The 22,002-nt window shown below is 62.6% G+C and carries 20 protein-coding genes; 10 read left to right on the top strand and 10 right to left on the bottom strand.

All coding sequences use genetic code 11. The features are described from left to right. Positions 1–42 precede the first annotated feature (42 nt). From B0919_RS22900 to tilS, 4 genes are all read right to left on the bottom strand, one after another. Positions 43–747: a DNA alkylation repair protein gene (locus B0919_RS22900; RefSeq protein WP_078014637.1), complete on the bottom strand. Its 705-nt coding sequence runs from the start codon at positions 745–747 to the stop codon at positions 43–45. 3 nt (positions 748–750) lie between these two features. Beyond that, positions 751–1,383 (bottom strand): macro domain-containing protein, encoded by a 633-nt coding sequence (locus B0919_RS22895; RefSeq protein ID WP_078014636.1) that lies wholly within the window; start codon positions 1,381–1,383, stop codon positions 751–753. A 111-nt stretch (positions 1,384–1,494) separates the two neighbouring features. Next, positions 1,495–2,445, bottom strand: coding sequence for a malate dehydrogenase (mdh, locus tag B0919_RS22890; protein WP_078014635.1), 951 nt, complete (start codon positions 2,443–2,445; stop codon positions 1,495–1,497). A 183-nt stretch (positions 2,446–2,628) separates the two neighbouring features. After that, positions 2,629–3,963, bottom strand: coding sequence for a tRNA lysidine(34) synthetase TilS (gene tilS, locus B0919_RS22885; RefSeq protein ID WP_078014669.1), 1,335 nt, complete (start codon positions 3,961–3,963; stop codon positions 2,629–2,631). Between the two features lie 560 nt (positions 3,964–4,523). Here tilS and B0919_RS22880 point away from each other — a divergent pair. From B0919_RS22880 to B0919_RS22840, 9 genes are all read left to right on the top strand, one after another. Continuing rightward, positions 4,524–5,312: a glycerophosphodiester phosphodiesterase gene (locus B0919_RS22880; RefSeq protein WP_176133186.1), complete on the top strand. Its 789-nt coding sequence runs from the start codon at positions 4,524–4,526 to the stop codon at positions 5,310–5,312. A gap of 27 nt (positions 5,313–5,339) precedes the next feature. Further along, complete coding sequence (locus tag B0919_RS22875; protein ID WP_078014633.1) at positions 5,340–7,097, top strand: OstA-like protein; 1,758 nt, start codon at positions 5,340–5,342, stop codon at positions 7,095–7,097. Between the two features lie 101 nt (positions 7,098–7,198). Further along, entirely contained in the window at positions 7,199–8,044 is an 846-nt protein-coding gene (locus tag B0919_RS22870) for an outer membrane protein assembly factor BamD (RefSeq protein WP_078014632.1), read from the top strand. A gap of 113 nt (positions 8,045–8,157) precedes the next feature. After that, on the top strand, positions 8,158–8,499 hold the full coding sequence (locus B0919_RS22865) for a DNA-directed RNA polymerase subunit omega (RefSeq protein WP_078014631.1): 342 nt from the start codon (positions 8,158–8,160) through the stop codon (positions 8,497–8,499). A gap of 25 nt (positions 8,500–8,524) precedes the next feature. After that, positions 8,525–9,088, top strand: coding sequence for a flavoprotein (locus tag B0919_RS25995; RefSeq protein WP_078014630.1), 564 nt, complete (start codon positions 8,525–8,527; stop codon positions 9,086–9,088). Between the two features lie 156 nt (positions 9,089–9,244). Beyond that, a complete protein-coding gene (locus tag B0919_RS25990; RefSeq protein ID WP_078014629.1) occupies positions 9,245–9,904 on the top strand; it encodes a phosphopantothenoylcysteine decarboxylase in 660 nt (219 codons plus the stop codon). Continuing rightward, positions 9,894–10,832, top strand: a complete 939-nt coding sequence (locus B0919_RS22850; protein ID WP_078014628.1) for a DUF4835 family protein — start codon at positions 9,894–9,896, stop codon at positions 10,830–10,832. The genes B0919_RS25990 and B0919_RS22850 overlap by 11 nt, the downstream gene beginning before the upstream one ends. Before the next feature lie 239 nt (positions 10,833–11,071). Further along, the gene (recN, locus tag B0919_RS22845; protein WP_078014627.1) at positions 11,072–12,751 is read left to right on the top strand and encodes a DNA repair protein RecN; all 1,680 of its coding nucleotides are present in this window, start codon (positions 11,072–11,074) and stop codon (positions 12,749–12,751) included. Between the two features lie 286 nt (positions 12,752–13,037). Then, on the top strand, positions 13,038–13,868 hold the full coding sequence (locus tag B0919_RS22840) for an enoyl-ACP reductase (RefSeq protein ID WP_078014626.1): 831 nt from the start codon (positions 13,038–13,040) through the stop codon (positions 13,866–13,868). A gap of 77 nt (positions 13,869–13,945) precedes the next feature. Here B0919_RS22840 and B0919_RS22835 read toward each other — a convergent pair whose 3' ends face one another. Further along, positions 13,946–14,209, bottom strand: coding sequence for a Kazal-type serine protease inhibitor family protein (locus B0919_RS22835; RefSeq protein ID WP_254846650.1), 264 nt, complete (start codon positions 14,207–14,209; stop codon positions 13,946–13,948). 213 nt (positions 14,210–14,422) lie between these two features. Continuing rightward, on the bottom strand, positions 14,423–15,352 hold the full coding sequence (locus B0919_RS22830) for a D-2-hydroxyacid dehydrogenase (RefSeq protein ID WP_078014624.1): 930 nt from the start codon (positions 15,350–15,352) through the stop codon (positions 14,423–14,425). A gap of 247 nt (positions 15,353–15,599) precedes the next feature. Between B0919_RS22830 and B0919_RS22825 the strand changes: the two genes are divergently transcribed. Continuing rightward, on the top strand, positions 15,600–17,606 hold the full coding sequence (locus tag B0919_RS22825; protein WP_176133185.1) for an ATP-binding protein: 2,007 nt from the start codon (positions 15,600–15,602) through the stop codon (positions 17,604–17,606). A gap of 5 nt (positions 17,607–17,611) precedes the next feature. On the opposite strand, the gene B0919_RS22820 is transcribed toward B0919_RS22825, so the two are convergent. The 4 genes from B0919_RS22820 to B0919_RS22805 form a co-directional block, all read right to left on the bottom strand. Further along, a complete protein-coding gene (locus B0919_RS22820; RefSeq protein WP_078014622.1) occupies positions 17,612–18,709 on the bottom strand; it encodes a lipase family protein in 1,098 nt (365 codons plus the stop codon). Between the two features lie 101 nt (positions 18,710–18,810). Next, entirely contained in the window at positions 18,811–19,176 is a 366-nt protein-coding gene (locus B0919_RS22815) for a DUF1304 domain-containing protein (RefSeq protein ID WP_078014668.1), read from the bottom strand. Between the two features lie 37 nt (positions 19,177–19,213). Continuing rightward, entirely contained in the window at positions 19,214–20,881 is a 1,668-nt protein-coding gene (locus B0919_RS22810; protein ID WP_078014621.1) for an FAD-binding dehydrogenase, read from the bottom strand. A gap of 78 nt (positions 20,882–20,959) precedes the next feature. Next, positions 20,960–21,856 carry a carboxypeptidase-like regulatory domain-containing protein gene (locus tag B0919_RS22805; protein ID WP_078014620.1) on the bottom strand — a complete coding sequence of 299 codons (897 nt, stop codon included), beginning with the start codon at positions 21,854–21,856 and terminating at the stop codon, positions 20,960–20,962. Between the last annotated feature and the right edge of the window lie 146 nt (positions 21,857–22,002).

Genomic DNA, 22,002 nt, shown 5'->3' with positions numbered 1-22,002 from the left:
GGCATCATAAACGCAACGGCCCGTCGAGCAGACGGGCCGTTGTTATTTCTGCAGGTGCAGTTGGCGCTGAGCTGGCGCAAGTCGCTCAATGGCGTAGCGCAGCATGGTGCGCGGCATCTGACGGGCGTGGTCGGCGAGGAATTCTTCCAACGCTTCTTCGTTGCGCTTGCCTACTTCGCGCAGCATCCAGCCCACGGCTTTGTGAATGAGGTCATGGCGGTGGGGGAGGAGCTGCTCGGCCAGGGCTAAGGTGTCGGCAAACTGATTTTTGCGGATAAAGGCCAGCGTGCTGACAATACTCATGCGCTGGCTCCAGACGTGGTCTTCCGCCGCCAACTTGTAGAGCCGGCTTCGGTCGCGCCGGAGCAGGTAGCCACCCACGATGGCCGGGGCGGTGATATCCACCAAGTCCCAGTTATTGACGTAGCGGCGGTTCTGCAGGTACCGCTCGTAGATTTCCTGCTGCCCCGCCGGGCCTGCCTTGGCAAACTGCAGCGTCCAGATGATCAGCCCAATGGAGCGGCAGTCGTGCCAGGGGCTGTGCACCAACTGCTGCTCCACCTCGGCCAGCGGCAGCGTGCAGAATTCCTTTGCCAAGGCCCGTTGCTGCGGCATTGGCATCCCCAGAAACTGGTCGCCTTCGCCGTACTGGCCGGGACCGGTTTTGAAGAAGCGGGCCACGGCTGCGGCACGGACTGGGTCGGCTAGGGCATGAATGCGCGTCAGCAGATCGGCAGCGGTGGGCATGGCTTACGGAATGTCGTAAGTGATGTGCTTCGGGTCGTGGGTATAGAAGAAGGCGTAGTTGGAGCGCAACTCCTCCCAACCTTGCTTGGTAGCGTATTTCTCCTGCGCCATATCTTCCCAGGCCAGGCGCATCTGCCGGGCGCATACGAGCGGCGGCACCTGTCCTACGCCGGTGCCCAGGCCCGGAATAGCCACGGTCTTCACCCTATCAGCTACCGCTTCGCCGGTACTCAAGCGGCCGTAGCGCAGCAGCACCAGAATGGCTTTCATGGCTAGGTACACGTTCGGCCCACGGGTGATGGTCATGGGCGTGCGCATCGTAGGGGCCGAAATCAGGTAGGGAAACAGCTGACTGCCGGTTTCGATGATTTCGGCTTGCCCTACCAGTAGCTCGCCGTAGTGTTTCTCCCGGATGACGCGCTGCAGGTCCTTTTCCAGGTGCCAGCCCAGGTGCTTGGAAATAGCGAAGTCGATGCCGCCGTTCATGAAGCCGAAGCTGTTGGCGGGGCTGACAATGGCGTCGGCCGGGTGCTCGAAGATGGAGGCGTGACGGACGCTGACCTGCGCAACGCCGGCAAAAACCTGCTGCCAGGCGGCCACCACCTCGGGGTTGGTGTCGATTAAGTTTAAGTGCATGAAGTAGGTTTCGGCGCCAAGATACTGGCTTTCAGCTGTGGGCGACCAAAAAGAAACCGGGCCGCCCCGCACAAAGCGGAGCGGCCCGGAAGCGGGCGTAAGCCCAATGGCTTACGCGTTGGCCGGCTGAGCTTTGCCCAGGTTGTCCAGCGCGTCCATTACTTCTTTCACGTGGCCGCGCGAGGTTTCCAGCAGCTGCTTTTCCTCGTCGTTGAGCTGCAATTCAATCACGCGCTCGATACCATTCTTGCCCAGGATAACCGGAGCACCCAGGTACACGCCGTCGATGCCGTACTCGCCTTTCAGCTCGATGCACACCGGGAACACCCGGCGCTGGTCGCGCACGATGGCCTCTACCATCTGGGCGGCAGCGGCGCCGGGAGCGTACCAGGCCGAAGTACCCATCAGCTTCACCAGCTCGCCACCACCCACGGCGGTGCGCTGCACGATGGCGTCCAGCTGCTCCTTACCGATTAGCTCCGTAACGGGGATGCCGCCCACGGTGGTGTAGCGGGGCAGCGGCACCATGGTGTCGCCGTGGCCGCCCATCAGCACGGCCTGAATGTCTTTGGGGCTCACGTTCAGGGCCTCGGCCAGGAACGCGCGGTAGCGGGCCGTGTCGAGGATGCCGGCCATGCCGAACACCTTTTCGCGGGGCAGGCCCGAGGTGAGGTGCGCCTGGTAGGTCATCACGTCGAGCGGGTTCGATACGACGATGATGATGGCGTTGGGCGAGTACTTCACCACGTTTTCGGTCACCGACTTCACGATGCCGGCGTTAACCGAAATGAGGTCGTCGCGGCTCATGCCGGGCTTGCGGGGCAGGCCCGAGGTGATAACCACCACGTCGGAATCGGCAGTGCGGGCGTAGTCATTGGTGACGCCCACCGTGCGCGTGTCGTAACCAATGATGGGAGCCTTTTGCCAGATGTCGAGGGCTTTGCCTTCGGCAATGCCTTCTTTGATGTCAACCAGAACTACTTCGTTGGCAATTTCGCGGGTGGCAAGCACATCGGCACAGGTAGCGCCTACGTTGCCGGCCCCTACAACGGTTACTTTCATGGGGTGGTGATTGGGAATTGATGATGGGGTTACGCCTGCAAGGTAAGCAGCGGGGCGTAGTGCTGCGCGTTGGGGCTGGAGTTTTTAACCGAAATGCAAAACGCCGGCGCGAGGCCGGCGTTTGAACAAAATAATAGCAGGAGCACGCAGAACAAGCCTGGAAAACACCGGCCAGCGCGAGTTTTAGCGTTGCTGGCGCACCTCCAGCACCCGCTGCGTCTCTTCGGTCACCTTGAACCGGTCGTCGGGGCGCATGCCTACCACCCACACGATTTTTCCGTCGGCGGAGGTGAGCAGCAGCACCTGGTCTTTCAGGTTCAGCGGCACCTTCTGGTCGATAAGAAAGTCGCTGATTTTCTTCTTGCCCTTCAGGCCGATGGGCATAAACCAGTCGCCCTCGCGCCAGCGGCGCAGCGTCAGGGGAAACTTGAGCTTGTCGAGGTCGAGGGCAGCTACGTCCTTGGCTTTGGCTACCGAGTAACCGGCCGCATCACGTTCTTTGGCGGTCAGCCGAAGTTTATCTACCACTAATTCGGCCTGGCCTTCGGGCCACCGGTAAGTGCCGAAGCCGCTGAGGTTTTTGGGGGTGATGACCAGCTGGTCGCGGTCCTTCACCAGCCGATGCGTGGGCGACTCAAACTGCTTGCCCGACACCGAACGGAAGGACTCCACGATGTCCTTCACCACCAGCCAGGAGAAGTGGAACGGCCGCAGCATTTCGTGCAGCAGCACGGCCGTGGCGGGCGTGGCCTGCAGCACGGCGATATTGATGTAAGTGGCTTCAGCCTCGTCGCGGCGGACTTCTTTGGTCGTCTGATCTACCAGGTGCTGTACCAGCAGCTCGGCGCCGCGCACCCGCTCGGCGGTGTGCTGCAGGGTCTGGTCCAAGTTGGGGTTCAGCTCGCGCAGCACCGGCAGCACGTCGTGGCGCAGGCGGTTGCGCTGGTACAGGGTGCTGTCGTTGCTGGAGTCTTCGCGCCAGGCCAAGTGCTTTTCCACCACGTAGTCGTACAAATCATCTTTGGCGGCGCCCAGCAGCGGACGTACCACGCGGCCCTGCCGCACCGGGATGCCGTGCAGCCCCGAAAGGCCGGTGCCGTGGGTGAGGTTGAGCAGCATGGTTTCGGCCGCGTCGCGCTGGTGGTGGGCCGTGGCCACGTAGTCGAGGCCCTGGCTGCGGCGGACCTGCTCAAACCACTGGTAGCGCAGCACGCGGGCCGCCATCTGCGTCGACAGCCCTTCCTGCTCGGCAAAGCCTTTGGTGTCGAAGAACTCGGCGAAGTAGGGCACGCCGTACTTCTTGGCCAGCTTGCGCACGAATTCCTCGTCGGCGTCGGATTCCTCGCCGCGCAGCCCGAAGTGGCAGTGCGCCACGCCCACGCCCACGCCCATGCGGTGCAGCACATCCAGGAGCACCACCGAATCGAGGCCGCCGCTGACGGCTACCAACACTTGGTCGGTAGCGGGGTCGAAGAGTTGATTATCGAGGATAAAGCGGCGGACGAGGTCGGAGAGCATAACGGGAAAGCGCAAAAGCTGCTGCAAAGGTAGCGCCGCGGCCGGGGGCAGGAAACAATTGTCCTGAGCTTAAAAGTCTATTCGACAGGTTCAGGGCGTCATGTCGAGCTTGTCGAGACATTTCGCTCGGGGCTAATCCTCTCGTTGCACGAGAAAGTTACTATCGGGCATCAGCACGCGAGATGTCTCGGCTTCGCTCGACATGACCGCCTATTTCAGTCTGTACCACTTGTCGGATAGGGCTCTAAAAGTCCGCACGCCTGAAGTTTTGTGGCAGTAGCCTGCAGGATACTTACCAGCCTCAACCTACGCGGCCTTATGGCAGTACACCCGCAGAGTGGGGCAGTAGGAATAGCTGCCTGATTCCAGGGTATCGAAACTCAGCGGGGGCGATGCGTACAAATTTACTCTTGGGTGTAGTACTGAGCTGCTTGCTGCTGATGGGTTGCGCGCGCCCAAGCAGTGCCAACCGGCAGCGGGGCCGACACCGACTGGACAGCCCACAGGTAATCGGGCATGCCGGCTCGGGCTTTTTCACGCCCATCAATCCCTTCAACCCCTTGCCTCCGAGCAGCCTGGCTGGCATCCGGCATGCCCTGGAGCGCGGCGCCGACGGCGTGGAAATCGACATTCAACTCAGCCGCGACAGCGTGCCCATGCTCTTTCACGACGTGGACCTCGCGAACCGCACCGGCGTGCAGGGCTATATTAGCCAGCATACCGCCGCCGAGCTTACGCAGCTGCGTTACCATGGCGGCTGGCCGTATGATTGGTTTCAGCACGAGCGTATTGCCACGTTCGACGAATTGCTGACCGAGCTGGCCGACCAGCCCACGTTTCCCTATCTGCACCTGGACCTGCACGAAGAAGACGGCGCGGCCGGTGCTACGCCCTACGTCCGCTCCCCCATGCTGGTGCGGGCGCTGGGGCGGGTGCTGCGCCAGCATCGCGTACCGCTGGCTCGGGTGCTCATCCTGACTGACTATGCGCCCTCGTTGCGGCAGCTGCGGCGCGAGCTGCCGGGGGCTGATCTGGGCCTGGAAATCAACGAGAACTTTGACCAGCGGCTGGGCGAAGCCACCGCGACGGGAGTAGAAGCCGTGGTGCTGTCCAAGTACATCATCACGCCGGAGCGGGTGGTGCAGGCGCATGCCCGCGGGCTGCAGGTGGTGGTATTCGGTGGCCGCTCCCGCAAAGCCATTGAGCGCCTGCTGAGCTGCCGGCCCGACGGTATCGAGGTCGACAATGTGCCGGTGCTGCTGAGCCTGCTGGGCCGCCGTGGCCGGCCGGCTTCCGCTGCGGTTCCTCAGGCGGCGGCTAATGCACCAAACGGACGGCATATGCGTTAGGGCGGGGGTTCCGTACTTTTGCGCCGCATGCGCCTTCGTTTTCTTCTCGTAGTCTTCTCGTTGCTGCTGAGCGCGCCCCTGGCGTGGGCCCAGCGCCCCACTGCCCCCGCGCAGCCCATTCCCGCACGCCCCGCGTCGAAAGGGCAGGGGCCCACCACTCCGCCTAAAGGCCAGCGCGTAGAGCTGCTGGGGGCCGGCACGCTGGTGGGCGGTTCCTTCAACGGCCAGCAAATCCGCAAGCTCATCGGCAACGTGAGCTTTAAGCAGGAAGACGCGCTGCTGTACTGCGACTCGGCCTACCAGTACATCGACCGCAACGCCATCGAGGCGTTCAGCAACGTGCGCGTGGTGCAGAACGACACCATCACCATCACCGGCGACCGGGGCTATTACGACGGCGACAAGCGCACCGCCCGCATGACCGGCAACGTGGTCATGCGCGACCCGCGCATGACGCTGACCACCTCCGTGCTGGACTACGACTTGAACCGCCGCACCGCCTTCTACAGCACCGGCGGCCACCTCACCGACCCCGAAAATACCCTCGACTCGCAGCGCGGCTACTACAACACGCAGACACAGGTGTTTAGCTTCCGCACCAACGTGCGGCTGGTGACCAAGGACAACCGCATCGATACCGACACGCTGCAGTACAACACCCAGAGCAAGGTGGCCTATTTCTTCGGGCCGACGCGCATTCAGGGCAAGCAGGGCAACCTGTACGCCGAAAAAGGCACCTACGACACCCGTACCCGGGTGTCGGACTTCCAGCAGAACGCCAAGATCGAAACGCCGAACTACCTGCTTGGCGGCGACAAGCTGGTGTACGACGAAGCGCGGCAGTACGGCGTGGCCACCGGCCACGTGTCGATGACGGCCAAGAAGGACAACGTGGTGATTCGGGGCGACGTGGGCCGCTACTGGCGCGGGCTGGGACGAGCCAAGGTGTACGGCTCGCCGGTGATGCGCAACATCACCGACCGCGACACCTTGTACCTGGCTGCCGATACGCTGGTGAACGTGGAAAGCCGCGCCACCAACGACCCGGGCATCATCTACGCCTACCGCAAGGTGAAAATCTTCCGCGGCGACCTGCAGGGCCGCTGCGACTCGCTGACCTACAACCGCCGCGACTCGGTCATTTACCTGAACACCAAGCCGGTGCTCTGGAGCCAAAAAAACCAGCTCACGGCCGATTCCATGGAAATTCGGCTGCGGCGACAGAAGATTGATCAGATGCGCCTGTACGCCAACTCCTTCATCATCGGGCAGGATACCTTGCTGAATTTCAATCAGGTGAAGGGCCGTAACATGGTGGCGTATTTCCAGGACAACAAGCTGCGCAAAGTGGACGTGCTCGGCAACGCCGAAAGCCTCTACTATGCCCTTGATAACGACACGGCCACCACCGGCGTCAACAAGGCCCTGTCGGCCAACATGGCCCTGCGCTTTGCCGAAAGCAAGCTGCAAACCATCAGCTTCCTTACCAACCCCGACGCCAGCTTTATTCCTCCCCACGAGCTGAAGGAGGAGGACAAGCAGCTCAAGGGCTTTCAGTGGCTGATCGAGCAGAAGCCCACGCGCCGGCAGGTGCTAGGCAAGCATTTCGCGCTGCCCGTCAAAAAGGCCAAGCCCAAAGCCAAATCGAAAGCTCAGCCTGCTAAGGGCAAAACCAAGCCGGCTCCCAAAGCCAAACCCGCTGCTAAGCCCGCAGTACCTACGCCCACGGCCAAACCTGCGGCGGCCGTACCCAAGCCGGCAAGTAGCACTAAAACACGTCCTTGAATGTTAGGGCCCTGCGCGGCGCAACCTTTGCCGCCGCGCCGGCCTCCTGACGATGAGCGGCTTTGCGTCGCCCGCGCCAAATCCTTACCTTTGCCTCCCTTATGCCCGTACTCCGTCTCCGCGTCGCTGCCCTGCTGATGAGCACTCTGTTGCTCGGTGCCTGCAGCTCCTATCAAAAGCTGCTCAAGAGCACCGACGTGAACCAGAAGTACACTGCGGCCATCGACTACTACGAAAACAAGCACGACTACTACAAGGCCGGCACCCTGCTCGAGCCCTTGATTCCGTTGCTGAAAGGCCGCCCCGAAGCAGAAAAAGCGGAGTTCTACTTCGCCCACACCAACTTCCGCCAGCGCAACTACACGCTCGCCGCCTACTACTTCGACCAGTTCGCGACGGTGTACCCGGCTTCGCCCCTGGCCGAGGAAGCCGAGTTCATGCACGCCAAGGCCCTGTTCCGCGACTCCCCCGAGTACGAACTGGACCAGACCAATACCGTGCAGGCCGTGGCCGCCATTCAGGATTTTCTGAACCGCCACCCCGAAAGCAAGTTCCGCCAGGAAGCCGAGGGCATGTCGAGCGAGCTGCAGAAGAAAATGGAAGTGAAGGCCTTCGAAGGCGCCAAGCTGTACTACTCGCTGCGCTACTACCAGTCGGCCGTGGTGGCCCTGACGACCTTCCAGCAGCAGTACCCCGCTTCGGCGTACGGCGAGCAGGCCGCTTTCCTGAAGGTTATGTCGCAGTATGACCTGGCCCGCGAATCGGTGGAGGAAAAGCAGCGCGACCGTTACCTGGAAACCGTGGCTTTCTACCAGGCTTTCGTGGATGCCTTCCCGCAGAGCAAGAGCCTGAAGGAAGCCGAAGTGGCCTACGACACCGCGCAGAAGTTCCTCAAAGACCACCCGGCGCCGACGGGAGCCCCTAACACGGCCCAAACCACCAACTAATCTTTAATGGTTAAATTGCTGCATGGTTAAACGGCTGGGCCCACTGCCAAGCACCCCCCGCCAACGCTAGCAATTCAACGATTTAGCCATTTGACAATTTGACCCCTCAAGCCATGAAAGTACCGAGCAACGTTCCTGCTTCCATCGTTACGCGCAACCTGTCGGATTTCGTGAACGAAACCGGCAACGTGTACGAGTCGATTGCCATCATTTCGAAGCGCGCCAACCAGATTTCGGTGAAGCTCAAGGAAGAGCTGAACGGCAAGCTGTCGGAGTTTGCCACCACGGTCGACAACCTCGAAGAGGTGTTCGAAAACCGCGAGCAGATCGAAATCAGCAAGCACTACGAGCGCCTGCCCAAGCCCACCAACCTCGCCATCGAGGAGTTTCTGGAAGGCAAAGTGACCTTCCGCACGCCCGAGCTGGAGGAGCCCACGGCCGAGAAAGCCGAGTAGTCTCACGTATCAGCCTGCGCTGCTTATGCTGGCTTCCCGCCGCATTGTGCTGGGCGTAAGCGGTAGCATTGCCGCCTACAAATCGGCCGCCCTGGTGCGGCTGCTCATCAAAGCCGAAGCCGAGGTGCAGGTTATCCTGACGCCCTCGGCTTCGGCTTTTGTTACGCCCCTGACCCTGGCCACCCTGGCCAAGCGCCCCGTACTACAGGGCTTCATCAAGGACGAAGCCGGCGGCGTGTGGCACAACCACGTGGACCTGGGCCTGTGGGCCGACGCGCTGCTCATTGCGCCGGCCAGCGCCAATACCCTGGCCAATTTGGCTCACGGCCAGTGCCCCAACCTGCTCACGGCCGTGTACCTGTCGGCGCGCTGCCCTACGCTGGTAGCCCCGGCCATGGACCTCGACATGTACCAGCACCCCGCCACCCAACGCAACCTGGCTCAGCTGCGCCAAGACGGCGTGCGCGTGCTCGACTCGCCGGCCGGCGAGCTGGCCAGCGGCTTGTCGGGCCCCGGCCGTATGCTGGAACCTGAGGACATTGTGCGCGAGCTGGAGGCATTTTTCGCCGATAAGCAACAGCCAAATTGAATGTCATGTCGAGCGCAGCCGAGACATCTCGCGTGCTGACGCCCTATAGTAACTTTCTCGTGCAACGAGGGATTAGCCCCGAGCGAGATGTCTCGACAAGCTCGACATGACGTTCAGGCGTTTTCCTTCTTCCCTTTCCATTCTTCCTTCCCAAGAATGCACGTTCTGCTCACCGCCGGCCCCACCTACGAACCCATTGACCCGGTCCGTTTCATCGGCAACCACTCCACCGGCAAGATGGGCTATGCCCTGGCCGAAACCTTTGCCGAAAATGGCTTTCAGGTGACGCTGGTGAGCGGGCCGACCAACCTGAGCATCAGCCACCCGGCGGTGCAGGTGGTGCGGGTGCAAACAGCCCAGGAGATGTACGAAGCGGCCGCTGCCGTAGCCCCGGCCGCCGACGTGTGGGTATTTGCCGCGGCTGTGGCCGATTATCGTCCGCGCACCGTGGCGGCGGAGAAAATCAAGAAGCGCGACGACGGCACCGATGAAACCCTCACCATCGAGCTGGTGAAGAACGTAGACATCGCCGCCACGCTCGGCCAGACGAAGCGGCCTGAACAATTTTCCGTCGGTTTTGCGTTGGAGACGCAGGATGAACTCCTGAACGCTCAAGGCAAGCTCCGCCGCAAGCGCTTCGACCTAGTGGTGCTGAATTCCCTGCGCGACGCGGGCGCGGGCTTCCGCCACGACACGAATAAAATCACCCTCGTGGAAGCTGACCGCGTGACTACCTTTGACTTGAAGCCCAAAGCCGACGTCGCCCGCGACATTGTTTCTGCCATTCTTGCCCGCCTTCAGCCCCATGTTGCTTAATCGTACTCCCTTCTGGCTTGGTTTGCTGCTCGTGGTGCTGTTGGCGCTGCCCGCGCGCCGCGCCGCCGGCCAGGAACTGCTGGCCGAGGTGACCATCACGACGGAAAACGTGACCATCACCGACCGGCAGCTGCTCACGCAGATGAAGAACGAAATCACGCAGTTCCTCAACAACCGGCAGTGGACCAACGATGTGTACAAGGCGGAGGAGCGCATCCGCTGCCGCATTTTCATCGGCATCAATGCCATTCCGCAGAACGGGCAGTACCTGGCCACGGCGCGCATCCTGAGTACCCGCCCGGTGTACGGCACGGCGTACGAAACCAACCTGATGAACTACGCCGAGTCGTGGAAGTTCACGTACCTGCCCGGCCAGCCGCTCGACTTCTCCGAGAACAGCTACGTCAACAACCTCTCATCCATCCTGAGCTTCTACGCCCTGACCATCATCGGCATGGATCAGGACAGCTTCGCGCCGCTGGGCGGTTCGCGCACCTTCGACCGGGCCCGCAACATCATGCTGAACGCCGGGGCCCAAAACCAGGACGGCGACGAGGGCTGGAAAGACAACGGCAAGCGCGACCAACGCAGCCGGTACTGGCTGCTCAGCGGCCTACAGGACCCGCAACTGGAAGCCCTGCGCACGGCCGTATATGCCTACTATCGCCAGGGCCTGGATGTGTTCATTCAGAAGCCCGACGACGCCCGCACCAGCATCCTGACGGCCCTGCAGGGCGTGCAGCAGGCAGCGCAGCGCCGGCCCGGCTCCACCCTGATTCGCTCGTTTTTCGAAACCAAGGCCGACGAAATTGCCAACCTGTACCGCAGCAGTGCCTCGCCCGACCAGAAGCAGGCCGTGGTGGCCTTGCTGCAGGAAGTAGACCCGACCAACTCAGCCAAGTATCAGGTGATTTTGCAGAACAGATAGCCGTCGGCTAATACTTGTAGTGGCCGGGTTCTTACCAACTGGTGAGGACCCGGCCACTTTTTTTATCGCGCTGGAAAGCAGCGTGGATGCGGTTTTAGTTGGTAAACTGCTAAATAGGTTAGGGTGTGCGCTTGCTCTTCTGCTAAATGATTTAGTAGGTTTGTAATCGGCTGACCACCGGCTGCTTGCTGGCCGTGGAGGCGCGCCCATTCCTATCGTCTCACGCAACCGCTATCCGTATGCTGGTTGACCTTCGCATTCAAAACTACGCCCTGATTGAGGCCCTGGAGCTTAGACCTTCGGGCTTGCTCAACATCATCACGGGCGAAACCGGGGCCGGCAAGTCCATTATGCTCGGCGCCATTGGCCTGCTGCTGGGCAACCGGGCCGACTCCAAGCTGCTCTTCAACAACGACAAAAAGTGCGTGATTGAGGGGCAGTTCGACATTTCGGGCTACCACCTCCAGGATATCTTCGAGGCCGAGGACCTGGATTACGACGCCCAATGCATTCTGCGCCGCGAAATTGCGCCCTCGGGTAAGTCCCGCGCCTTCGTCAACGACACGCCGGTGACGGTGGAGACGCTGCGCAAGATCGGGGCAAACCTGATGGACATCCACTCCCAGCACGACACGCTGCTGCTCGGCGACCCGGTATTTCAGCTCAACCTCATCGACCTGTACGCCGGCTTGGTGCCCACGCGCACGCAGTACAGCACGGCTTTCCGTCAATACCGCAAGCTGGCCGCCGACCTGAAGGCCCTGGAGGACCAGATAGCCCAGGCCAACAAGGAACTGGACTACCACAGCTTCCTGCTCAACGAGCTGGAGGAGGCCCGGCTCGACGGCGAAGACCAGGGGGCGCTGGAGCAGGAGCTGAAAGAGCTGGAGCACGCCGAAGAAATCAAGCTCAAGCTGACGCACGCCCTGCAGAGTTTGTCGGAAGGGGAGTACTGCGCCACCAGCACGCTCAAGGAAGCCAGCGTGGTGCTGGGCCAGATTGCGGGCTACTCCGACGCGGCGCGCCTGCTCAAGGAGCGCGTGGACAGCTGCTTGATTGAGCTGCGCGACGTAGCCGACGAGGCCGAGCAGGCCGAGCAGCGCACCGAAGCCGACCCGCGCCGCCTCGACGAAGTGCAGCAGCGCCTGACGGTGCTCTACAACCTGCAGCGCAAACACCAAGTACGCGACCTGCCCGCTCTGCTGGCCGTGCGCGAGGAGCTGCAGCAGAAAGTAGGCTCAGTGCTCAACCTCGACAAGGAAATAAACCGCCTGCGCCGCGACGCCGACGGCGCCCTGGCCACGGTGAACAAGCGGGCCGCGCACCTCTCGGAGCAGCGTCGCAAGGCCTTTCCGCAGTTTGAGAAGGAGCTAGCCGATCTGTTGTTTGACCTGGGCATGCCCAACGCCCGCCTACTGGTGCAGCACAGCACCGGTCAGCCCGCTGCCTCGGGTACCGACGTTATCAACCTGCTCTTCACCGCCAACAAAGGCGCCCACCCCCAGACGCTGAGCAAGGCCGCCTCGGGCGGGGAATTCTCGCGCCTGATGCTATGCGTGAAGTACCTGCTGGCCGACAAGACCGCGCTGCCCACGATAGTATTCGACGAAATCGACACGGGCATCAGCGGCGAAATAGCGGTGAAAGTGGGTCGCATGATGCAGCAGATGGCCAAGAAGCACCAGCTCATCACCATCTCGCACCTACCGCAGATGGCCGCCGCCGGCGACGTGCACTTCTTCGTGTACAAGGAAGACCGCCCCGACCGCACCGTGAGCCGCATCCGACGCCTGAGCGAGGAGGAGCGCATCCGCGAAATTGCGCAGATGATTTCGGGTGCGCGCGTCAGCGAAAACGCGGTACAGAGCGCCCGGGAGCTGCTGGCCATGCGCGGGGAAAGCGACTTGGTGGCAGCGTAGGAGAGGGGAAGTCGAACTGGAAAGAACGTCATGTCGAGCTTGTCGAGACATCTCGCGTGCTAACTCCTGATAGAAAACTCAACGAAAAGAATAGTACCTGAAGTCAGCACGCGAGATGTCTCGACAAGCTCGACATGGCGTGCTGGTTTGTTGCCCTGATGGAGCACGCGGGATTCCTCGACTGCGCTCGGAATGACGTTCTGTTAGCCCACTCATTAATTCAGCGCACTTCCCTGCGAAACCCTATTTTTGCCCGTTCTTTTCCCTGATTCGACTTAGCCTCCTTATGGCCAACAACCTTCTTGCCGGCAAGCGCGGCATCATCTTCGGCGCCCTCAACGAACAATCCATTGCCTGGAAAGTGGCCCAGCGCTGCCACGAAGAAGGCGCCACCTTTGTGCTCAGCAACGCCCCACTGGCCATGCGCATGGGCGAAATCAATAAGCTGGCGGAGCAGTGCTCGGCGCCCATCATCCCGGCCGACGCCACGGTGGTAGAAGACCTGGAAAAAGTGTTCAGCGGCGCGGTGGAGCAGCTCGGCGGCAAGATTGACTTCGTGCTGCACAGTATTGGCATGAGCCCGAACATCCGTAAGGGTAAGCATTACGGCGAGCTGAACTACGACTGGTTTCAGAAGACGCTGGACATTTCGGCCCTGTCGTTCCACAAGATGCTGCACGTGGCCGAGAAGCAGGACGCGCTGGCTGAATGGGGCTCGGTGGTAGCCTTGTCGTACATCGCCGCCCAGCGCGCCTTCCTCGATTACACCGACATGTCGCAGGCCAAGGCGGTGCTCGAGAGCATTGCCCGTAGCTACGGCCAGCGCCTTGGCACGCAAAAGAAAGTGCGCGTAAACACTATCAGCCAGTCGCCGACCAAAACTACGGCTGGTACCGGCATCAGCGGTTTCGATGCGTTCTACGAGTATGCCGACCGCCTCTCGCCGCTGGGCAACGCCCCGGCCGAGGCCTGCGCCGACTACTGCGTGTCCTTGTTCTCGGACCTGACGCGCTACGTAACCATGCAGAACCTGATGCACGACGGCGGCTTTAGCACCACGGGCATCTCGGAAGCCATGGTGGAGGCCATCACGCAGGTAACCAGCAAAGAAGCCTAAGGCACTCTGAAACGAAAAACGCCCGGCCGCAAGGCCGGGCGTTTTTTTATGTTGCAATAGGAGGGTGCCGTGAGGGGTTAGATGGCGCCGCCACCGCCGCCGCAAGCGCCACGGGTATAGGACGTAACGCCGGCTCGCTGAGCATAGCAGGCGTTGCTGTACGTGACGCCGTTGCTGCCGCACACCGGGTCATACACGTCCAGGCAGTCGTAGCCCGGGTCGACTTTCACATCGCTGCTCGAAGTGGCCGTCGGTTTGGGCGCCGGGATGCTGTCTTGCTTGCCGCAGGCAGATGCCAGGGCCAGCATAGCAAGAACAGATAGGGTTTTAAGTGTCTTCATAGAAGTTTGGGTTGGGGTAGGTGAAGTATGTGACTTGAGCAAGGTAATAGGAAAAAACGATGACGCAAGTCCATCGCAGAGGCGGGGTGTGTATTACTCAACTGTTGGCTAAAAGACCTGAGCTTTAGTCCGATTGAATTGGGTTGTGTTGTCCCAGCCCGGCGGGCAAGCTGTGGGTGGTGAGGAGGAACTGGGCCAGTACAGCTGGCAGCTTCAGTATCCGCGTCGTAAGTCCACCAGATTCTCCAGCGGCTCGCTACGGCGCAAATGCTGGAAGTTTCGCATAAATAAGTCCACTTTGCCCTCGTCTTCGTGTGGCTGGCCTCCTCCCGTGTGCTGGGTGAGCAGCACCCGCGGCAGCGTCCACAGGGGACTGTCGGCGGGCAAGGGCTCCTGGGCCGTGACGTCGAGAACGGCGCCGCCTAAGTGTCCACTCTGCAGAGCCGCAATCAAGGCCGGCTCGTCGGTAGTATTGCCGCGGCCCACGCTGGCGTATATGCTGGCGGGTGGCATAGCTTGGATCAGCTCGGACGAGAAAAAGCCGTTGGCACTGCCGGGCAGGCAGTTAATGACCAGGTCGGTGGTCGGTAGTGCGGCTTTCAGTTCTTCCACGCTGTGCAGTTGAGCCAGGGGGCTGGTGCGGGCCATCAGCTGTACCTGGCACTGAAAACCGCTGAGCTGCTGGGCCACGGCCTGCCCAATGCCACCGGCGCCGAGGATAACCACCCGCTGCCCGCGCAGCAGCCGCAGCTGGCGGCGCACGGCCAGGCCCGCCCATTGCTGCCGCTGCTGCAGTACGGCCAGTTCGTCCAGGTGGCGGTACAGGGCCAGCACACCGGCCACGATGGTTTCGGCGCAGGGCCAGGCAAAATAGTCTCCCACGTTGGCTACCGGAAAACCGACCTGCAGGGCCCGGTACCGTTCGAAACCGGCCGAGTCGAGTTGCCAGAACTGCAGCGGCGGTAGGGGCGCCAGCCAGTCGGCAGGCGGATTACCCAGCAGCACATCCGCCCGTTGCAGGGCCGGGCGTTGGTCTGCAGCCGGCAGCTCGGTTCGAAAAACAACTTGTACTTCGGCTGGAAGGGCTTGGCGCAAGTGCGCCTGCGCGGCGGAAGTCAGCGCGGAATAAACAAATAAGAGCATGGAAGGCAGAACGGCGTCGGCGGCTGTGGGTTCGGCCTTGGCGGTGCTCTGGGGCCGAGCCGATGCGCACAATCGGTAGCAGGCAGAGATGCTCTGGTCCCGGGTGAGGCCAATAAAAGTGCTGAAATTTGTCTAGTTTTCAGGCATGAAGTACAGTTGCGCGGCTCTTGCAGGGCTGCTGGTCGCGGTTGGAATAGGTACGTCAGGTGCGGCCCAGAGCCCGCAAACGCCCGCGTTACGACGGGCGTTGGCACAGGCCACCACCGATACGAGCCGGGTGCTGCTGCTGGCCGATCTGAGTGCTTCCTTTCGCTATTCGCACTTCGATTCGGTGCAGCGCTACGCCCGCGAGGGGCTGGTGCTGGCCCGCCGCATCGGCTACTTCAAGGGCGAAGGCCGCTGCCTGGCGCGCATTGGCTTGCTGCAGGGCGAGCGGGGCAACCTGCCACAGGCCCTGCGTACCAATCTGGAAGCGCTGCGGCTCAACCAACTCAGCCACGACGCCGAGGGCACGGCCCGCACCCTCAACCAGACGGGGCTGCTCTACCAGGCCCTCGACGATTACCGCCCAGCGCTGAATTACTATTTCCGCGCCAAAGCCATCTACGAGCAAGGGCCGGTTGGTGATGATTCGCAACTCGTCAGCGTGCTCACCAACCTGGGCTCGACCTACGAGGGGTGCCACCAGCTGGACTCGGCGGAGTACTTTCTACAGCAGGCGTACGCGCTGACCACGCGCTCCAAAACCATCAACCAGAGCCCGTGGGGCAACCCCATGCCCTACGTGCTGCGCGAGCTGGGGCTGCTGGCGGTGGCCAAGGGGCAGCAGGCCGAGGCGGTGCGGTATTATCACCACAGCGCCCGCAGTGCCGTGCCCGAGAATGACCAGCGCAGCGTAGCGCGGGCCTTCCAGTACCTGGCCGAACTGTACCACGAACAAGGGCGGGCCGATTCGAGCGTGTACTATGCCCGGCGTGCGCTCAGCGTAGGCCTGACGCTGCCCTACGTGGTGGGCGTGATGCGCAGCAGCCGGTTGCTGGCCAATGCCTTTACCCGGCGCCGCGCCAGTGATAGTACGTTGAAATACTTGAGCATCATGCAGATGGCCGAAGATAGCCTGTATGATCCGCAGCGCATCAAGCAGCTCGATGCCATTGGCTTTGCCGAGCAACAGCGCCTGTACCAGCTGGAGCAGGAGCGGGCGGAGTACAGCGCCCGCCTGCGCACCTACGCCCTGGCTACCGGCCTGGGCGTGCTGGGGCTGCTGGTGCTGCTGATGGCGTGGCACAACCGCCAGCAGCGCCGCGCCAACGCCCAACTGCAGGCCCTGAACGAGCAGGTCACGCAGCAAAAGCAGGAGCTGACCACGCAGCGCGACCGGCTGGCCGCCATGCTGCAGGAGCTGCGCACGGCCCAGCACCAGTTGGTGCTGCGCGAAAAAATGGCGTCGTTGGGTGAGCTGATAGCCGGGCTGGCCCACGAAATTCAGCAGCCCGCGCAGGCCATCGGCAATCTGGCCGGCGTGAGCGGGCAGCTCGGCCAGGAGTTGCGGGCCGAGCTGCTTAAAGGCAGCTTCGCCCCCGGCGAGCTGGAACTGTTCGATGAGATGCTGCTGAACCTGACGCGGCACCAAAGCAAAATTGCCCAGCACGGCCAGCGCGTGACTTCCCTGGTGCGCGGCATGCTGGAGTACGGCGGCACCCAGCCCAGCGCCCGGCAGCACACCGATTTGAACGCCCTGGCCGAGGACTACCTGCGCCTGACCTACCACGACGTGCGCGCCAAGCAAAACCAGTTTCATGCCGCGCTACTGCCGCGGCTCGACCCGGCTCTGGGCATCGTCAACGTGGTGCGACACGACCTGGGGCGCGTGCTCATCAGCTTATTTGCCAACGCCTTCTACGCCGTGCAGCAGCGCCACCAGCAAACCCGCGACGCGGCCGAAGCGGATGAATACGTGCCGCAAGTGACCCTCTTTACCCAGCGCATCAGCGACGAAGAAATCCAGTTGCGGGTGCGCGACAACGGCCTGGGTATTTCACCGGCGGCGCTGCCGTTCGTATTCGACCGGTTTTTCTCTACCAAGCCCGCGGGCGAAGGCCTAGGGTTGGGCCTGGGGCTGAGCCGCGAAATCGTGCAGGGACTCGGCGGCACGCTCTCGGTGGAAACCGAACCCGGGGAGTACACCGAGTTTATCATCAGTCTGCCCGCGCCGGCCGTAGCCCCGGGCCTTGTAGACGGCCAACTGGTATAGCAGCCTCAGGGCAGCCGCTGAGCCAGGTACAGGTAGGGCAGAAAGAGGTGGTGCGTGAACACCTGGTCGGAGTTGTTGGGGAAGCGCTGGTGGTAGGCCGCGTCGGGCAGCAGCACGATGGTGGGCCCAACGCGTACGTAGTTGGTGCTGGGCAGATAGGGGCCGGGTTGGTACTCCGGCAGGTATTTGCGCACCTGCCCTTCGAGCAGCTTGCCCAGGTAACGCTGGTAGCTGCGCTGGGCTTTGCGGGTGGGCTTATCGAGGCGCTTGAACACGTAGCGCAACACCAGGCGCTGCGGCAGCGGTTGGCGCCGCAGAAAGCCGTTGCCGGTCCCAAACGGGTTGGGCTGGTTGAAGTCGTCGAGCGTCTGCACGGACACGGGCGTTTCGGGCACCCAGTCGGCGGCATTGACCACGTTCACGCTCCAGCTGCCCTGCGCGGCCTGCGTGTGGGCCTCGTATTCGTAGGCAAAATACTGGTTGCCGGGCTTGGGCGCGGCGCTGCAGTAGGTTTTCAGTCGGAGGTCGGCGGGCAGGCGACCCTGCCGCTGCAAGTGCCGCAGATGCGCCGTGAGCAGAAAGGCAATGGCCCCGCCCTGGCTGTGTCCCGTGATGATAACGTCTTTGGTGCCGCGGCGGTAGCAGGAATCGAGGCGGGCGAGGATGCCGTCGGCCTGCACGGCCAAGCCCAGCAGCCAACCGGCGTGCACGGCCGCCCGTGGGTTCTGGGCCAGCTCGTAGCGGAACGTTTGCTTGGAACTTAGATGCAGCTCCCCCTTGGCCGGCAGCATAGCGGCGTAGAAGTTGGCCAGCCAGCTTTCGGTGCGGGCGGTGGTGCCACGAATACCGACTACCGCCACGCCGTGCCCGTTATGCCACAATTCCCAACGGTTGTCGAGGCCCAGCACCGGCGAGCGGTACACGCGCCGGAACTGCTGGGGCGGCGCAATGCCGTGGTAAAGCGCGCTGGCCTCGGACATGCGCGCGTGCAGGCGCAGCAGCTCCAGGTACTCGGCTTTGTCGAAGCCGGGCTGCAGGCGCTGGGCACGAAGCGGAAGCACGCTGCCGGCAAGCAGCAGGAGTAGAAAAACAAAATGGCGCATACAGGCAAAAGCAGCTAACAGGGAGCCGCGGTACTACGGCCGAGGTCCGGGCAGGAGCTAAACGGCTGCGGCGGAATTTATTATAGCTGCGGGTTGCGGTACTAGCTAGCCAGCGCCAGCAGCAATAGAGCAAGCAAGGCCGGCGCTGCCTGTACCCAGAAGATGCGGCGGCTGGCCGTGATGGTACCATACAGGCCGGCCACGGCTACGCACCCGAGAAAGAAATACGCCACATACCGCTGCCAAACCGGGGCGGTAATCAACAGCGCCCACAGCAGGCCGGCGGCCAGAAAGCCGTTGTACAGGCCTTGGTTGGCCGCCAGCGTTTTGGTGGCTGGAAAGAGCGTGGGCGGGAAGTTGCGAAACACCTTGGGCCCGCGCGTCGTCCAGGCAAACATCTCCAGCCAGAGAATGTACAGGTGGATAGCGGCGATGAGGCCGATAAGTACCCGGGCAAGTAGAACCAGACTCATAGTCGAGAAGGAAAATAATACTGCCAAAACCTCATACCGCACCCGCCGCGGCCCGCCCGGCGGCGCGGCCCGAGAAGATGCAGCCGCCCAGGAACGTGCCCTCCAGCGCCCGGTAGCCGTGCATGCCGCCCCCGCCGAAGCCCGCTACTTCGCCGGCTGCGTACAGGCCCGGCACCGGTTGCCCATCGAGGCCGAGCACGCGGGCGCTGAGGTCGGTTTGCAGGCCACCGAGGGTTTTGCGGGTAAGGATGTTCAGCCGCACGGCAATCAGCGGCCCGTTGGCCGGGTGGAGCAGGCGGTGGGGCGGGGCCGTGCGGATGAGCCGGTCGCCGAGGTAGGCGCGGGCCCCGCGAATGGCCGTAATCTGCCCGTCCTTGCTGAATTTGTTGTCCAGCTGCTGGTCGCGGGCGCGCAGCTCCTGCTCCAGCGCCGACAGCTCGATGAGCGGCTCGCCGCCCACCAATGCGTTCATGCCCTGCACCAACTCGGGCAGGGTGGGGCGGACCACAAAATCGGCGCCGTGCTCCATGAACGAGGCCACCGGGCCGGGCACGCCGCCGCGCACCCGCCCAAAGGTCTGTAGCACGCTCTTGTTGGTCAGGTCAGGATTTTGCTCCGATCCGGACAGGGCAAACTCCTTGCGGATAATCTTGCGCGTAAGCACAAACCAGGAGTAGTCGTAGCCGGTGCGCATGAGATGCTCCAAGGTGCCCAGCGTGTCGAAGCCGGGGTAGAGCGGGCCGGGCAGGCGCCGGCCGCGCGCGTCGAGCCAGATGGACGAGGGCCCGGGCAGAATGCGGATGCCGTGTTCGGGCCAGATCGGCGCCCAGTTCTGTAGGCCTTCGGTGTAGTGCCACATCCGGTCGGGGTTGATGATGCGCCCGCCGGCCTGCGCCGTGATGCCGAGCATGCGCCCATCCACGTGCTCCGGCACGCCCGAAAGCATGCGGCGCGGCGGCTCACCGAGGCGCGCGGGCCAGTTTTGGCGTACTAAGTCGTGATTGGCCCCAATGCCGCCTGCCGTGACGATGACCGCGCCCGCCCGGAAGCTAAACTCGCCCACCACCTTGCGGGAGCTGGACTGTCCGCGTTCCACGTTGCTGGGCTCCAGAATTTCGCCGCTTGCGCCCACTACGGCGCCGTTCTGCGTCAGCAGCTCGCTCACGCGGTGCCGGAACTTGAAGGTGATGAGCCCACGCTGCGCCGCCGCGCGCACCCGCTCGGCAAAAGGCGCCACCACGCCGGGACCGGTGCCCCAGGTCACGTGGAAGCGCGGTACGGAGTTGCCGGGGCCGCTGGCGCCGTAACCGCCGCGCTCGGCCCAGCCCACCACCGGGAAAAACCGCACCCCGCGCTGCCGCAGCCAGCTGCGCTTCTCGCCGGCCGCAAACTGCACGTAGGCTTTGGCCCAGCGCCGCGGCCACTCGTCCTCGGGCCGGTCGAAGCCGGCGGTGCCCAGCCAGTCCTGCCACGCCAGCTCAAACGAGTCGCGGATGCCGAGGCGGCGCTGCTCGGGCGAATCGACCAGAAACAGCCCGCCGAACGACCAGAAGGCTTGCCCGCCGAGATTTTGCTCGGGCTCCTGGTCGAGCAGCAGCACGTGCTTGCCGGCTTCGGCCAGCTCGCAGGCCGCTACGAGGCCGGCCAGGCCGGCGCCAATGATGAGTACGTCGGCTTCGGTGGGGGAAGGAGCAGCCATAACGAAACGGGGAAGAAAGCAATTGGGCGTAGCGCAACTTACGCACTTGCCCGCAAGGCTCCATCCCCTCGCTGGAGCTTAGGGCCGCTCCCGGTATATGGGGTAGCTGGCGCCTAAGTTGAACTCTCGGTACTGCCGAACCTGGTTGTACAGCAAGCTCAGCCTTAAGCGCCGCATTTGGTGAGTTGCGCTACCCTGCCACTGCCAGTAGCCCGGCCAGCGAGTAGCTTGGGCGCGTAGCAGAATATCAACGCCCGGCACGAAGCTCTGGCCCCCAAAGGTGTAGCCCAGGCCGTAGGCGCGGGTGTTTTCCGTCTGCTGATGCGCATAGCCCGTGCCGAGTACCAGGGTGAAGTAGCGGAAACGCTGCAGCGACACGTTAGTCGTTAGGGCTGTGCTGACAAAGTGGAAGCCATCATCAGCCAAGCGAATCCGGCGGTGTTCCACGCTCGCGTTGCCCTGAAAAGTGTGCCCCGGGTACTGCTCGGCGCTGGTAACTGCGGCGGACGCCTGGTAATTGCGCCCCAGGTTGGTTTGATAACTCAGCACCACCGTAGCCAGGTTGCGCAGTTTGGGGCGGTACAGCAGCGTAGCGCCTGCAGGCGTGTGCAGAACCCCGCTGGATAACCCTAACTCATAGCGCGGATACGCAATAAGTAAGTCGCACTCAAACTGGCGCGTATCCTGCGAAAGGGCAATATCGACCGGTTTATTGAGTGGTACCCGGCGCTCTATGCGTACGTAACCAATGGAGGAAAAGACCAACGTTACGCTGTCCGGGCTACTGGGTATTGTCAGCTGGAATGAGCCGTCGGTACTGCTGGCCACTCCATTCATGGTATTCTTTTGAATAATAGTTACCCCGGCCAGGTCGGTGCCGTCCTTACTGTCCGTCACCCGGCCCGTGAGGGTGCGTTGGGCCAGCAGTGGCGTTGTCCACAGCAAAAGCAGCAGAAGCGTACAGAGTCGAAGCATAAAAAGCGCATTTGGCAGTAGGATGCGCACACTGCCCACATTGCATAACTACAGCTGCTTTTTCGGGCGGGAATAAAAAACCGGGTCGGGCAGCACGAAGGCTACCCGACCCGGTTTCGGAGAGAGAAGGGGCGGCAAGAGTGGGA

The sequence above is a fragment of the Hymenobacter sp. CRA2 genome, from assembly GCF_002007105.1.
Taxonomy (GTDB): domain Bacteria; phylum Bacteroidota; class Bacteroidia; order Cytophagales; family Hymenobacteraceae; genus Solirubrum.
The sequence above is the reverse complement of the archived record's forward strand: the minus strand, read 5'-3'. Positions and strand labels throughout refer to the sequence as shown.

Coding starts and splice junctions, on each gene's coding strand:
- B0919_RS22900 (WP_078014637.1), bottom strand. CDS start 747: ATGCCCACCGCTGCCGATCTGCTGACGCGCATTCATGCCCTAGCCGAC.
- B0919_RS22895 (WP_078014636.1), bottom strand. CDS start 1,383: ATGCACTTAAACTTAATCGACACCAACCCCGAGGTGGTGGCCGCCTGG.
- mdh (WP_078014635.1), bottom strand. CDS start 2,445: ATGAAAGTAACCGTTGTAGGGGCCGGCAACGTAGGCGCTACCTGTGCC.
- tilS (WP_078014669.1), bottom strand. CDS start 3,963: ATGCTCTCCGACCTCGTCCGCCGCTTTATCCTCGATAATCAACTCTTC.
- B0919_RS22875 (WP_078014633.1), top strand. CDS start 5,340: ATGCGCCTTCGTTTTCTTCTCGTAGTCTTCTCGTTGCTGCTGAGCGCG.
- B0919_RS22870 (WP_078014632.1), top strand. CDS start 7,199: ATGCCCGTACTCCGTCTCCGCGTCGCTGCCCTGCTGATGAGCACTCTG.
- B0919_RS22865 (WP_078014631.1), top strand. CDS start 8,158: ATGAAAGTACCGAGCAACGTTCCTGCTTCCATCGTTACGCGCAACCTG.
- B0919_RS25995 (WP_078014630.1), top strand. CDS start 8,525: ATGCTGGCTTCCCGCCGCATTGTGCTGGGCGTAAGCGGTAGCATTGCC.
- B0919_RS25990 (WP_078014629.1), top strand. CDS start 9,245: ATGCACGTTCTGCTCACCGCCGGCCCCACCTACGAACCCATTGACCCG.
- B0919_RS22850 (WP_078014628.1), top strand. CDS start 9,894: ATGTTGCTTAATCGTACTCCCTTCTGGCTTGGTTTGCTGCTCGTGGTG.
- recN (WP_078014627.1), top strand. CDS start 11,072: ATGCTGGTTGACCTTCGCATTCAAAACTACGCCCTGATTGAGGCCCTG.
- B0919_RS22840 (WP_078014626.1), top strand. CDS start 13,038: ATGGCCAACAACCTTCTTGCCGGCAAGCGCGGCATCATCTTCGGCGCC.
- B0919_RS22835 (WP_254846650.1), bottom strand. CDS start 14,209: ATGAAGACACTTAAAACCCTATCTGTTCTTGCTATGCTGGCCCTGGCA.
- B0919_RS22830 (WP_078014624.1), bottom strand. CDS start 15,352: ATGCTCTTATTTGTTTATTCCGCGCTGACTTCCGCCGCGCAGGCGCAC.
- B0919_RS22820 (WP_078014622.1), bottom strand. CDS start 18,709: ATGCGCCATTTTGTTTTTCTACTCCTGCTGCTTGCCGGCAGCGTGCTT.
- B0919_RS22810 (WP_078014621.1), bottom strand. CDS start 20,881: ATGGCTGCTCCTTCCCCCACCGAAGCCGACGTACTCATCATTGGCGCC.
- B0919_RS22805 (WP_078014620.1), bottom strand. CDS start 21,856: ATGCTTCGACTCTGTACGCTTCTGCTGCTTTTGCTGTGGACAACGCCA.